A 14603-nucleotide genomic window follows, 5' to 3' on the forward strand; every position below is an offset into this window, starting at 1 on the left:
AGTCGTAATTGTCACCTACAATTACGACTACCGTCACTAGTTAAAATACAAAACCAAAATATTGTATATATTTGTAGTCTTTTTCATACACATGTTCGCGCAATTCGTCATCGTAATAGTACCGGTAGTTTTTCTTTCTTGGAACAGCAACATTTTTACGTAAATAGGAGTTGTAACCTGTCATCGCATTTAAACGTTGTGTGGACAACAACTTTTTTATTTCGGGCTTTTCCCCAACAAACGATTCGAGTACTGTATAAAATTCACGGTGCAATTCACTGGTCTTACACCACGAAACTCCATCAATTTTTCCCTCGATTGAATACATATGTTCTATCAACCATGACCAAAATGACATACCAGAATTGTGATAGCTTATGTAATCTGCTTTTGTAATATTATCTAATTTTATCGTATTCCATTCATACACATCGGGAAAATACCTTATGGTTTTTTGATAATGGGGAACTTCTTTTACACGTAATAGGTACAGCATTACCTCTTTAAAAGACATCTTGTGAAAGTCGACTAGCCAATTCAAAAAGGTATTTGCTCCCTTTGGGTAACTAAAATTAATCGCGTGATGATAAACGGAAACGTACCAATCCCATGGATTACGTATGGTGCCAATCAGTGGCAAAGTTCTTAACTCTGCCGGTATCTCTTTACGCGCTCGATGGTAGCCTAGCATAGTTCCGTCCATATGTTCGATCAGTACGTTATTTACCGTTGTACCACCACTACGAAACATATGTAAGAAAATAAATTGGTTTGTTAGTATCAAAACTGTTTCCTACAGCGTATTGTGCACTTTATTCAAGAATTCATTGATTGGTATATCTAGCGCTCCTGAAATTTTGTGTAGAGCACCAATGGTAATATTTTGTTTACCATGCTCGACAGCACTGATATAGGTGCGGTCTAAACCACAAGCATTCGCTAACTCTTGCTGACTTTGTTTGTTCTTTTTGCGCAAAAATTGAATCTGTTTGCCGATTTTTTTCAAATAGTCACCTAATGAAATAGGCTGCACATTTTGATTGAGCGTTTCCACAATTTGCTGTGCGCTCTGTATTACCTCGACATCTAGGTCCTCTACAAAATTTGGGTCGATGGCCAGCCCGCCAACGATAATTCGAGGGCTATCATCAAACTTTCTCATTTGTATAATTGCTTTTTTTACCAATGGTACACTCTCTGGCAAAGAAACAGAAAGCGCCACCACATGAGGTTCTTTTTTTCGAACAAAGTCCACTAAGTCCCTGCTAGGCACATTTGCACCTAAAAAATCCACTTTCCAACCATTTATATATAAAAGGTCAGCGACCATCTGTGCGCCGATCACGTGAAGATCTTTCTCCGCGACAGCAACAACGGCCTGCAGCCCATGTAATTTTTTGGGTTCAAAAACACTTCGTAAACGTGCCATTTCTTGCAAGGTAATCATTGTAGCAAGATGTTCTTGGGCGATGTTGATTTCGCCATCAAGCCACAACGCACCCATTTTTGCTTGCGATGGTGCAATTACATCACAGTATATATGCGCTAAACTAAGTCCCTTCTCAAGTGCATCGCTGATAACTTTAGAACAAGCATCTGCATTTCCCTGTACTAAAGTTTCCAAATAACGTTTCTGTAGACCTTGGGTCTCATGATTCATTTATTTTTCCTTCAGCTTTTTATAGGACACGTTGTTAGTTCTCTAACAAAACATATAATAATATACAACATATATTAGCACAATTTGTAGAATATATCATTCTTTTTGCAAAAATTTTGTAAATTAAATGATTGTCATGGTTTATATTTTCGGTTTTTTGTATGATAAATCTGGCGCAAAAATGGATTCTATCGCTGAAAATTACCGGAGTAAAATTTATGCAATTCTCTATTGCATCAGAAGATAGAGACATACAATTTCTTTTACGACACGCATTCATTCCGGTAGACTAGGAAAAAATTATGTTGGTGCATTACATGTATATCGTATTGGTATTTTTACATATTTTTGTGATTTTTGGTATTTTACTTCTTGAAGACCGCAATCCGACATCCACTTTGGCATGGTTATTGTTTCTAATATTTGTTCCTGTTTTTGGACTTTTTACTTATTTACTCTTTGGTCCAACGCGAATGAGATTTATACAAAAAAAAGCGCAGTTCGCTTATGAAACAGTTTCCATATCACTCGCCAAGTACAACATATCCACAAATGTCAATCAACTTTACCAAAATAACAAACTGCCCTACCGTACCTATGCCCTGATTAAACTAGCCGAGCAAGCCGACAGCCTACCCGCGTGTTCGGGCAATACCTGTCAAATTTTACTCAACGGCCAAAAAACATACCAGGCCATCAACGAGGCGATCCAAAATGCCAAAGCGCATATACACCTTGAATTTTATATTATTCAACCAGATGAAATAGGCGTGGCGTTACGCGATTTACTGTGTGAAAAACAGAGCCAAGGTGTGGAAGTACGTGTCCTATACGATGCGATTGGAAGTTCCGCACTGACCACATCTTTTTGGCAACCACTTCTAGACCTTGGTGGGTACGCATACCCGTTTAAACCAGCCATTATGTCATTTGGTAAACGCAACGATCGCATTGATTTTCGCAATCATCGCAAAATGGTCATTATCGATGGACGCGTGGGGTTTACCGGAGGAATAAATGTCGGAAAAGAACACCTCGGATTATCTCCGAGCTACGGGCATTGGCGCGACACACATATTAAAATTTGTGGCCCGGCAGTATTATGTATGCAACAAACTTTTGTGGAAAGCTGGTTTATGACAACAAAGGAAGTGCTAGATCAACAGCGATACTTTCCCACAACACAACAACGTCAGGGAAACGCCATTGTTGATATTGCGCCTTCAGGTCCCAATAGCCGTTGGTCCACTATTTTCCGCATATATTTTCAGGCAATTGCCTTCGCCGAAGAGCGTGTGTGGATCACTTCGCCATATTTCATTCCTGATGCCACGATAAAAGAGGTTATCATAACCGCTGCTCTTCGCGGAATAGATGTGCGCATACTATTACCTAAAAAAAGCGACAATTTATTTATAGGTGGTGCTACGCGTTCCTACTATCGCGAATTGCTACGTGCCGGTGTCAAAATTTACGAATACAAAAAGGGCTACATACATGCGAAAACGCTTGTTATTGATAACTGGATGGGAACCATTGGCTCTACAAACATGGATATACGCTCGTTTAAACTAAATTTCGAAATCAATGCCTTTGTCTATCAAAAAGAATTTGTCGAAGAACTGGCACAGCAGTTTTGCTATGATTTAAAAGAAGCACACCGCATAAATTTACATGATTATCAACACATGCGCTACTCATCGCGCATTTTTTATTCCATTGCACGGTTATTTTCACCTTTACTATGAACCACTACATTTTGAAATAAAAAGGGAAATACAATGTACCTACAAAAACACTGGCTACGTTTGAGTATAGTATCTACAATAATCGTAGAAGCAATCACTTGCCTATTTCGCTTTGGATTTAATATGGCCTCTTCAAAAGACACAAAATTCATTGCGAAAATCACATTCGGTATTCGCATCCACCATGGTTACATCGGTGTTTTGTTGCTCCTGTGGGCTTTTTTTATACGCCGCAAAAAAAATAATTTATTCTACCTGCTGGTAATTAGTGGCATATGTCTAGTATTCTCGGACTTGATCCACCACTTTTTAGTACTGTGGCCTATCACAGGAGATCCGCATTTTGACTTAGTTTATCCCGAGTAAAACAATGCATTATTATGTCAAAAAGAAAAACCAGCCTCAACACCACGGACCATATACAAGTGAGCAAATTGCCCATTTTTTTCAACAAAACCAACTAGATGACAGCTACATGATTTCAACAGACGCGCAACACTGGTCTGTTGCCGTCACCAAAGACATCTTTCCCATACGTTACAAGATTATTTCCGAGTTGGGACATGGTGGTATGGCCATAGTTTACAAAGCGCGAGATGTTTTATTGAAACGTTACTGCGCTGTCAAAATTGTGGCCAAAAATGACAGCGAAACGCCTGTGCATTTCCAAGAAGAAGCGGCCGCGATGGCGCGCTTACAACACCCAAATATTGTCACGGTATATGACACGGGAACGTTTCCTCAATGTTTTTTGTCGATGGAACTCGTCGAAGGAATCACCCTGCAAAAGTGGCTAAAGGTGCAAAGGAGCGAAAACGAATACTTGGATATATTTCACCAAATATGCCAAGCAATAGAGTACGCGCACCAAAACCAAGTCATACATCGTGACATTAAACCAGAGAACATCATGCTCAGTAAGAATGGTGTCAAGGTCATGGACTTTGGTATTGCACGACAGTTAGACACCAACTATACGTTGCAGAAAACCGGAAACATTATGGGAACTCCGCGTTATATGGCACCTGAAATCATCCGCGGGCAAAAAGCTGATAAACGCAGTGACATCTATGCCTTGGGTGTTATTCTCTATCAAATGCTCACCGGACGCCTTCCTTATGAAGAGGATGAGGTTCTCGGATTATTTTTTGCCATTATGAATACAGACCCTCCCAGCCCATCTCTTATAAATCCACGAGTGAACAAAGATCTCGAAGTCGTGTGTATGCATTGCATTCAAACCAAACGCGAACATCGTTATCAACGCGTACGAGAATTACGTCAAGAAATAGAGCGTGTACAAAAGCATCTCCCGATAAAAACAAGACCAGCAGGTGTTATTACCAAAATAACAAAATACTGTTTTCGTCATCCTGTCCAAGTTTTTTTTCTGGTGGCAGTGCCTTTAATATCTCTGGTGTTGTTCATGCAAAATATCCAATTGCGCAGTGCACAACAAAGAGAACAACAAACTACTTTGGAAAAACAAGTTAGTTTGATATTCGCACACATGACCATCGCCACCAACAGCATAAGCCTAAAAAAGCATACCAAAGCGATAAAACCTTTGCGAAAAGCTTTTTCAGAGCTACAAAATGCCTACCAGCAAATGAGAAAAAACAAAGCACACAAAGGCTTACAAGAGAAACTCAAACGATATCAGCAAAATATTATTTTGCTTGGGCAAAGTATTTTACCCAACGTCGTATTTCCACAACAAAAAATTAAAATACCCGTATCAACTCTCATACAGCGTTTCCCTTCGTTTTTGCAGCTTTCTCCCAATGGAAAACTCATGGCGGAAATCATACCTCATCCACAACATGGTCGTGCATATTTATTATGTTGGGAAATAAAAGATGGCATAGATTGTACACCGCACAATGCGTTATTCAAGATAGTTTGCGATGAGGGCCCTATTCAATTTAAACACGATGCTTCGGGAATTTACTATATCGACAAAGGCCAAATCTTTTTTTTGAATTTTGCCGCAAACAAACGTCGTCAGGTATCGAAACGCGCAACAAGACTACCTTACTTAAAAAAATTCATCATTTCCGCAAATGAAAAATATTTTGCGTATCTTGCGGCCAAAAATGACGATCGACTGGTCATTCACGGGCAAAACAAAGAATTTAACGCGCAAAATGGTGATCTTGTACGCATCAAAGGTGACGTAGCGATGAGTCGCGATAGCAAATTCATTGCAGGAGTTGCGCGGGGAGGTATGTTTATTTGGAGCCTTAACAAAAAAATATTTATCAAAAAAAATACCAATGATTGGCGAGACAGCCCTAAAAACATATTATTTGGTCCGAGTGGACGACACATTATTTACAACGAACATATGGGAAGTGTCTTTTTATACGACTTTGTCGCGCATCAAAAAACGATTCTCACTGCCCATGAAAATCAAATTCAAGACATTACTTTTAGTAGCGACCATCGCTTTTTTTGTACATGTGGTCTCGATAAAAAAGTTATTCTATGGGACTCGTTATTTCGCAAAATATCAGAATTTAAAGTCAAAGAGACTCCACGAAAAGTAGTTTTCGATGCCTCACAAAATATCGTATTGCTTTCCAGCACCCCAACGCAATTTTTTTTGCAGAGATGGACGAGACAAAAGTATATGCGCGAATACGTTGCTCATAAATCCACACATGAATTACTTCAACACTTTCGCAAGAAAAATGCCGCGGCACAATCCAACTTTGTTGTACAAAAACCGGTATTAGTTAGTTCCAAAGGAACTTATGTTGTGCAGCCCTTCCACTTTCGTTTTATGCTATGGGAAGGCAACAAACCATGCTCATTGATTCATAGTTTTATGAACAGAAACGATTTTGTTTGTCTACGTTTTAGTCATGACGAAAGGTATTTGGCAAATCTACAGGAAAACGGAGAGTTGCTAGTTTTGGATATGGCGACAAAAAGCATGCAACAACTACTAAAATTACAACGTGGACGTAGTAAACACATGAGCTTTTCATTGAACAACCAGCATATATTTGCCAATGATCTTAAAGGTTTACATATTGTTGATATTGTCACAAAAGAACATATAAGCATCCCTACAAAGAATAGAATTTTTCTATGCACAGAAGAAAGTCCCAACAAAAAATGGTTGGCGTGCAGTTACAATGATGGCCATATCGAACTGTGGAATGGTAACTATATACAGGGGCAAAAAAACGTTTTTCAGTCTTTTCATCGCAGAGATCTGGCACGTAAGATTATTTGGCATGAGAACGGCAAAGTTTTTGCTACTGTAACAGCAAGTGGTACTATCCATACCTGGCTATACGAAAATAAAAAATGGCAACACGGTGAAACTTATAATTATCCATATAAAATTGTTCATCTATTTTTTGCCCCTGATGCGAGATATTTTGCTGTTACCACACCGCGAAAAACAATCATGTTCGATCGAAAAACCAAAGAAAAATACGAATTGTTTAGCGGCTACTTCAAAGGCAGTGGAGTATTTTTATTTCCCGATTGGGAAAAAGTGGCCATGCCTTCTATTAACGGAGATATTCTCATCTACAAACTCCCGCACTCACAAGACGCTATCAATTTTCTGAGTAAAAAAGAAAAGGAGAACTAAATGTCGTATTCAATGGAAGACTACACACAAAACAAACTAACTCTAGTAAAAAAAAATAACCATTTCCCGACGATTACGTTGCTGTTTCTCGCGATATGCGTCATCGCGTTACCCAAGATGATGAACCACATACAAGAAAATAATATCATTCCTGTGGCATGGCACTTCTCGCTATGGTCATTGGGGCTTATACCTCTTGGATTTGCAAGGGGTATATTCTTAAAAGACTGTTATCCACGTAGCATCATTTTCGATAACGACAGTGCAAAAGTTATCGTAACTAGAGGTAATGATACCGCAGAAATTCCCTACCAATACCTCGAAGATTTCTCCTTAAAAAACAACGAAGTTTACCTAAATTTTCTCAATGGTGATGCGTGGATTGTCCATAGCGCCACCAACGAAACACGCGTACAAAATTTTTACGACACCATATCACAACGCGTCGTGTTGACAAACACAAGTGACAATTACAGCAACAACATAGACTCCACCACAGCGGGGGACAATGTAAATATATGCTGGAAAAAAGGCAGTAATCTCGCGAGTAACTTACATATAGTCCTTGTGTTGTGTGGTATTCTTGGATTTATCGCCTTCATACCCGTTGCCGATTTTTTTGTAGGCAAAATCGCCATCTGTAGTTTTCTCGGACTTATTACCCTATTGATTCTTTTTGCAGGACTAGGATCGCTCTCCACTGTTTACAATTTGCAAATCTCGCCAAAAACATTTTCTCTAAAATATAAAGGAGGATTTAGCGATCGCAACTTTGACATTGATCTGGAAAATATCGTCGACTTCGACTTTCCCACTAGTTTAGACGGTAGAAATCACGTAATTATGGTACAACGCAAAGATCAACTAAATCAAGCCGCAGAGATGGCCGAAGTAGGTGACGTCAACCCTATGGACATCATTCGCATGGCAACATTACCATGTGCCGTTGATTGCTCGGGATTAACCGTTGTCGCAAAATTGGCTCTTAGCGTTACTGTCATCGATGCTCTTTACGCTGTAGGTTTTTATACAAGAGAGGAAAAATAACTTGCGCCATTTTTTTCACAAAGGCGTGGCAACGATTCTACTGTTTTTAAGCGGTTGCTATGGTAAGATTAGCGGTACTTTGCCACCCCCACAACAACTTTCGCAACAACAAAATTTCTGCGTGGGAGCTGCCAAAGTAGACATAACTCCCATACCGGGGATTGCCATGGGCGGATACTCCATCGTAGGCACAACCGGACGTGGTTACTGGACACGCCTATACGCACGCACAATATACTTTCGCGACACAAAAGGCCATAGTTTTGCCATGGTTTCTTGCGATTTGTGGTCGGTAAGCGGTGGACTGGCTGACCGCATCGCCGAACTCGTAAAAAAGCACGGAAAGCCATTAGCGCGTGAACAAATTATTCTCGCCGCCACACACACACACCATAGCCCAGGTAACTTTTCCACTTCCCCCATGTACAACGAATTTGCTTCCTATCGCAAAGGCTTTGACAACAATCTCTTTGACTTTTTTGCCCAAAGAATCGCGCAATCGATCGTTCAAGCCATCGAAAGTAGCAAACCGGCCACCGTATCCTTTTCGCAAAAAAAAATACCTGCGTTGGTACGCAATCGTAGTCTTGACGCCTTTCTTTTGAATGTCGATCGCAACGCAATCCTAAGTAAAAATGCCCAGCTCACCATCGAAAAAAACTAGATTTTCCACAAGAAGCTTATCATGCTGTGGATGCGGAACTCAGCCTCATTCACTGTCGCGAGATTGCGACCAACAAAACGATCGCCGCTGCCGGTTTTTTCGCCGTACATCCCACCGTCATGGGAGCAAAAACAGAGGTATATCACGCGGATCTTTTTGGTATTGCCACACAAATCGCCGAACAACATCTACAAAAAAAAGAAGATGCACAACCAATTGTCGCGCTATTCAATGGAGCAGAAGGAGACATCTCTCCTAACTGGGAAAAACGCGATCGGCGCAACGCGATGCTCCTTGGGGAAAAACTAGCACATGGGCTAACGCATCTACTAGACGAACCACAACAAAACATCGCAAATACAGACATCCAATATCGCTTTGAAAACATCAACCTAGTCAAACGCTGTTTTCAATTAAAAAATATCGAACGCTGCACCGCCGAAAAACCAAGCGTAGGAGTAGCAACACTCGGAGGTGCCACAGATGGGCGCAGTCGCTTACACAGTTTTTTATGGCGTGAACATGTCAAAGGCACACGTAATGAACAACAAGGTACCAAGCAGCCGCCGAACAACCCACTACGTATGGAACTGCCTTTTATCGCGCGTTTTGTTCTCGACTCGCTGATGGGACAAATTGTCCCTCCCAAAGACTGCCCTTTAGGAGTATACCAACTGGGTGACATAGTACTTGCAACTCTGCCCGGCGAATTCACCACTACCCAAGGCAGTCGCATTCGCCAAGCCATCGCCAAAGAAATCCCAGGCAAGGTACTTACCATTGGCTTGGCCAATGAATACATTTCCTACTTTACAACACCTGAAGAATACGAAGTACAACACTACGAAGGTGCCTCTACACTCTACGGGCCGTTTTCTGGTGTGTTTATCGAAAAGGAGTTACAGCGCATTGCCATAAATAAGGACGCAACTCCAAAGCGTACAACATCAAAAAAATACGCCTACCATCCGGGCCCCCACCGAAAATTTCAATTACAAGATATCGGTAGCGAACCATACTTACTCGACAGCGGTCTCGGTAACTTAGTGCAGGACTTAGAAAGCGGCAAACCAATGCGCAATTACCCACAATTCACGTGGAATGATATCCTTCCTCCATGGCCACCTAAACCACAGCAGCATGTTACACCATATGTCAAAATACAGGTACAAAAAGAGGGTAAATGGAGTGATTTTAAAATAGATGGTGTTGCGGAGAACGATCGAGGTATTCACTTTGTCACCATATTGCTAAAAGCCACGGGCAAAGACAGTAAATGGGGTGTTATTTGGATGCCAACATCAAAAATGAAAATAGATTTGCCACTGCGCTTCTGTGTCAAAAAAATCGATGGACAGCAGGTGTATTCGCGTATTTTTAGCTACAATTAATTTCGGTGAAGATAGAAGTAACTATGTACTTCTATCTTGATTGTCATTATGAATGCTTGCGTTTTGTTGTGTTTATAAGCCCAAAAAATACAAATCCAAATAGTAAAACAATGTATGTAGAAGGTTCCGGTATTGGATTAAAAGTCACATTGACCTCAAAATTATCGTATCCACCATCAATGGTAAAACCAGTTTGCGAAGTGGAAACTTGGTTAAAAAAACCAAAGGTAATCTCTGGTCCGTCCACCCAATTGACACCGCCTAGTAAAGGAACAATGTCATTCACCGAAAAATTTTGGAAAGAAGTATTTGTTGCAGGAGGGCTGTTAATCAGTAAAAACACATTACCGTCTTGTTCAACCGCAATACCACGCGAAATCTGAGTTGCACCAGGCACACTATTAAAAACACGCGCCACATCAAAAGAAACAGATACCGACTGAACTTCCCCTTGCAATTGCGGATTAAAAACAGCACTATTTAACAGTTCGATACCACGCGCTGTTTCAAAAGGATCGACGGTTAGACTAATCCGACGAAAACTTCCTGGATTTCCACCACTGTTATCAGTAGAAGCATTGACAACACCTGTCCCCTGAGAAATACTGGTATAATCACCATCCACAAAATCACCATCGAAAAAAGTAATTGTTTCCGCATTTAGGTATGCAAATAATGAGCATAAAGTACATAAAATAACAAAAGCTTTCATTTAGGTTCCTCCATAAGACGTTCTTTATTTGTGTATAAGTGGGTATTTTTACATTTAAGCAAAAGAGTGTCAAGGGCAAAGTATATATACTATTTGCGTCTTATTTGTTGCATTTTTCGTAAATGGTATTGTGCTTTTTTGTTATTATTTAGTGCTTTATAGCAAAGAGATAACCCATAATGTGCCTGCCATAATTGCGGAGCTAGAGAGGCTGCTTTGGTGAAATTGGCGATCGCTTGTGTATATTTCTTTTGATTCATGTAAAGAACAGCGCGGTTGTTGTATGCTCTCGCAAATTTAGGATTTATTTCAATGGCTTTCGCAAAGTCCGCCAAGGCTTGTGGATATCTTCTGACTTCCTTAAAAATCGAACCTCTATTTTCGTAGGCGTCGGCAAATTTAGGACTCAACTGAATTGCTTTGGTAAAATCCGCCACAGCTTCCTGATATTTTTTCTTACTTTTATAAAAAACACCTCTACTATTGTAAGCACTGGCGAATTTAGGATTTATTTCAATGGCCTTATTGTAATCGGCGATCGCTCGTTTGTCTTGGCGCAAGGCATCATAAACGCTACCTCTGTTTATATAAATATGCGGAAACGTAGAATTGCTCTCCAGCGCTTTGTTGAGGTCGGCCAATGCCTTTTGATATTGGCCTAAATTTTTGTAAAGGCTACCACGATTGATATAGACTTCGGTAAAATTGGCTTTGAGTTTAAGGGCTGTATTGTAGTCTTGAAACGCTTTTTTGTATTGCCCCAAGTCACGATAAAGATTACCGCGATTAAAATACCCCTCTGGTTGGTCTGCGTTTATTTTAATCGCGTTGTTGTAGTCGCTCAAGGCATATTGATACTTTCCCAAACTTTGATAAAGTCCGCCGCGATTATTGTAACTGCCGTACAATTTAGGTTTGAATTTTAAGGCTTTATTAAAGTCACGCAGAGCTTTATCATAAACTTTTAACGTCTTATAAGCTCCACCACGACTTTGGTAAGCTTCTGCAAATTCCGGGTCCAATGCAATGGCTTTGTCGAGATCGCGGATCGCTTTTTGATATTTGTTCATGACTTTGTAGTGGCTACCGCGACTATAGTATGCAATCGCATATTTAGGATTTAGTTCAATGGACTTATTGTAGTCAATTAAAGCCTTGTCGTTATTTTTCATATTTTGATGAAGGTTACCACGATTGCTATATGCTTCATGATTTTTCGGATCTAGCTGTATAGAACGGTTAAAATCAACCAAGGCTTTATCATACTGCTTTAACTCTTTGTAAAGAGCACCACGGTTATTGTACGCCCCAGGATATTTCGGTGATAAAGCAAGTGCTTTATTGTAATCGGCAATTGCTTTGCTATACTTTTTTAAACTGGCGTAAAGAGCACCGCGGTGGTTATACGCTTGGAAAAATTCAGGATCAACTTCAATAGAACGTGTGTAGTCGGCCTCCGCTCTTTCGGGTTCGTTTAGTTTCGCGTAAAGAGTTCCACGTACGTCGTATGCATTGGGATTTTTCGGATCTAGACGAATCGCTCTGTTTAAATCCTTAAAAGCTTTTTGATATTCCTTCAACTCTTTATAAAGGTTTGCTCTGTTACTGTGTGCATGATAGTTTTTTGAATTTAGCTGGATGGCTTTGTTGTAGTCAGCCAATGATAGTTTGTAATTCTTCCATTGGAAGTGAAGAAGACCACGGTTGTTATAGGTTACATCCGCTTTGGGATCTAGTTCTAATGACTTATTGTAATCCTTTAAGGCATTGTCGTATTGCTTCAGTTCAAAGTAAAGATAACCACGATTGCAATACACATCTGCTGCAGGCTTGTTTTTTAGTTTTTCGGTGTAATATTGTAAGCTCTTTTGCGCATTGCCGAGGAGTTGATTTATGTAACCCTTTATGGAACTCCAATCTTTACTTTCTCCGTAAAGTTCCACGTCGACAAAGATCTTTTCAAACAATGCCGCAAACTCTTTATCTTTTTGCAGAAATTCGTGAGTCCTGATCGAATACGCCAGAACTTTCATCACTTTATTGAGCGCAGCTTTGGTTTTTTGTTTTTGCTTTTCGGTAACAAATTTTGCCTGCTCGGCGGTATACCTAGCATGATTTGCGTCGCGCAACGCGCTAACAGTGATAATTAAAGAAACCACCATCACCAAGAAAATCATCGTAAGACTACCAAATAGAATGCGGTGTTTGTGGATAAAGTTTCCCAAAACATCCCAAGAGGTATATTGTTTGGCAATAATGGATCTCTGAGCCTGGAAATTTTGTAGCTCTGTCGCAAGTTGCGCGAAATCTCGGTATCTTTTATGCGGTTTTTTTTGCAAACACTTCAGACAAATGGCTTCTAAATACGGCGAAATATCGGGGTTTAACTGACGCAATGGAATGGGATACTGCTCCATAATTTGGCAAACAATATTGACTTCTATTTCGCCTTGAAAAACAGGTCTGTAGGTGAGCGCTTCATACATAGACGCTCCCAGTGAATAGATGTCACTTTTGTAAGACGCTCGTCCTTCTACTTGTTCGGGAGCCATATATGCAAGTGTACCCATCATTTGCCCTGTTTTGGATAACCGTTTGCTGCGATCACAGGCTTTTGCCAAACCAAAATCCATCACCTTCGCGGTTCCATCTTTGGCAACCATGATATTGGCAGGTTTTATGTCGCGATGCATGATCTTATTCGAATGTGAATAATGGAGTGCCTCACACAAAGCGATGAGAATATCCACAAATTTGTGCGGTTTAATTTCTTTATGTTTAATTAAATCAGAAAGGGGAACTCCATCGATATATTCCATTGTAAAGTAAGGACGTGGGACACTTCCGTATTCATAAAACCGTACAATGTTGGGATGATTGAGCTTGGCTATTGCTTTTACTTCGGCAAAAAAACGTTCGAGATATTCCGGTTCAGAGCTTTGAATGACTTTTAGCGCTGCGACAGATTTTAAATCGTGATTGTACGCCTTGTACACCACCCCCATTCCGCCCTCACCTAATTTGGAAACTAACTGGTATTTGCCAAACATCGGATATCGGCTCTGTTGGTTAAGCTTTTTGGTTCGTTCCACTTAGTCGTCCTGTCGGGCTTGACGGAATGCGGCAACCACTTCTTGTGCCATTTCTGCGGTGTCTTTTGCGGTAAACCCTGGTTGGTAAAGAGCCGAGCATATGCCAAAGCCCGTTGCTCCCGCTTGAAGCCATTCCTTCATATTTCCCGGATGCACACCGCCTACGGCAAAAATAGAAATTTCACTGGGGATAACTGCGCGTAGAGCTTTTATGTACTTCGGTCCATAAAAACTGGCGGGAAATAGTTTTAGATGTCTGGCTCCCGCGTCGATTGCCTGAAAAGCTTCTGTTGGCGTGGCAAATCCCGGGACAGGAATCATATTTTTTGCCAAACTCTCTTTGATGACCGTGGTGTTGGTATTCGGCGCCACGATCATTTCCGCCTTTAATTGGTGTAATTCTTCGAGACTTTGGGTATTTAGTACCGTTCCACCACCAAAGATGATATGCTCGGAGAAATTTTCTTGCAGTAAACGAATGCCCTGTAAAGCATTCGGACAGTTTAATGGAATTTCGATAATGCGTATTCCCGCGAGTACTAATTCCGCAGCAATATCTATTATCTTACTAGTTTCTACGCCACGTAAAATGGCAACGATGGGCATATTATTCAGTATTTTTTGTTGTTTACTATTCATAATTTCGTCAAAAAGTAACTGACACCATTATGGTGCAAGT

General features: G+C 40.5%; 11 protein-coding genes. 6 read left to right on the forward strand and 5 right to left on the reverse strand.

The annotated features are described in order from the left end of the window. Nucleotides 1–40: 40 nt before the first annotated feature. Complete coding sequence (locus UABAM_RS27645; protein WP_151971227.1) at nucleotides 41–784, reverse strand: hypothetical protein; 744 nt, start codon at nucleotides 782–784, stop codon at nucleotides 41–43. A gap of 9 nt (nucleotides 785–793) precedes the next feature. Then, entirely contained in the window at nucleotides 794–1660 is an 867-nt protein-coding gene (locus UABAM_RS27650; protein WP_151971228.1) for a cobalamin-dependent protein, read from the reverse strand. 302 nt (nucleotides 1661–1962) lie between these two features. On the opposite strand from UABAM_RS27650, the gene cls reads away from it, so the two are divergent. The 6 genes from cls to UABAM_RS27680 are packed head-to-tail and all read left to right on the forward strand — an operon-like array spanning nucleotide 1963 to nucleotide 10120. Next, nucleotides 1963–3408 carry a cardiolipin synthase gene (cls, locus tag UABAM_RS27655; RefSeq protein WP_151971229.1) on the forward strand — a complete coding sequence of 482 codons (1446 nt, stop codon included), beginning with the start codon at nucleotides 1963–1965 and terminating at the stop codon, nucleotides 3406–3408. Between the two features lie 33 nt (nucleotides 3409–3441). Next, the gene (locus UABAM_RS27660) at nucleotides 3442–3774 is read left to right on the forward strand and encodes a hypothetical protein (RefSeq protein WP_151971230.1); all 333 of its coding nucleotides are present in this window, start codon (nucleotides 3442–3444) and stop codon (nucleotides 3772–3774) included. A 4-nt stretch (nucleotides 3775–3778) separates the two neighbouring features. After that, complete coding sequence (locus tag UABAM_RS27665; RefSeq protein ID WP_151971231.1) at nucleotides 3779–7018, forward strand: WD40 repeat domain-containing serine/threonine-protein kinase; 3240 nt, start codon at nucleotides 3779–3781, stop codon at nucleotides 7016–7018. Beyond that, the gene (locus UABAM_RS27670; RefSeq protein WP_151971232.1) at nucleotides 7019–8065 is read left to right on the forward strand and encodes a hypothetical protein; all 1047 of its coding nucleotides are present in this window, start codon (nucleotides 7019–7021) and stop codon (nucleotides 8063–8065) included. A 1-nt stretch (nucleotide 8066) separates the two neighbouring features. Continuing rightward, the gene (locus UABAM_RS27675; RefSeq protein WP_173013617.1) at nucleotides 8067–8729 is read left to right on the forward strand and encodes a neutral/alkaline non-lysosomal ceramidase N-terminal domain-containing protein; all 663 of its coding nucleotides are present in this window, start codon (nucleotides 8067–8069) and stop codon (nucleotides 8727–8729) included. Between the two features lie 26 nt (nucleotides 8730–8755). Then, nucleotides 8756–10120 (forward strand): neutral/alkaline non-lysosomal ceramidase N-terminal domain-containing protein, encoded by a 1365-nt coding sequence (locus UABAM_RS27680; protein WP_151971234.1) that lies wholly within the window; start codon nucleotides 8756–8758, stop codon nucleotides 10118–10120. 46 nt (nucleotides 10121–10166) lie between these two features. On the opposite strand, the gene UABAM_RS27685 is transcribed toward UABAM_RS27680, so the two are convergent. The 3 genes from UABAM_RS27685 to UABAM_RS27695 form a co-directional block, all read right to left on the reverse strand. Beyond that, entirely contained in the window at nucleotides 10167–10832 is a 666-nt protein-coding gene (locus UABAM_RS27685; protein WP_151971235.1) for a PEP-CTERM sorting domain-containing protein, read from the reverse strand. A gap of 89 nt (nucleotides 10833–10921) precedes the next feature. Beyond that, nucleotides 10922–13924, reverse strand: coding sequence for a serine/threonine-protein kinase (locus tag UABAM_RS27690; protein WP_151971236.1), 3003 nt, complete (start codon nucleotides 13922–13924; stop codon nucleotides 10922–10924). Further along, nucleotides 13925–14563 (reverse strand): 2-dehydro-3-deoxy-6-phosphogalactonate aldolase, encoded by a 639-nt coding sequence (locus tag UABAM_RS27695; RefSeq protein ID WP_151971237.1) that lies wholly within the window; start codon nucleotides 14561–14563, stop codon nucleotides 13925–13927. It lies immediately after the preceding gene. Between the last annotated feature and the right edge of the window lie 40 nt (nucleotides 14564–14603).

Origin of the sequence: Candidatus Uabimicrobium amorphum (assembly GCF_009002475.1) — a bacterium.
GTDB classification, from domain to species: domain Bacteria; phylum Planctomycetota; class Uabimicrobiia; order Uabimicrobiales; family Uabimicrobiaceae; genus Uabimicrobium; species Uabimicrobium amorphum.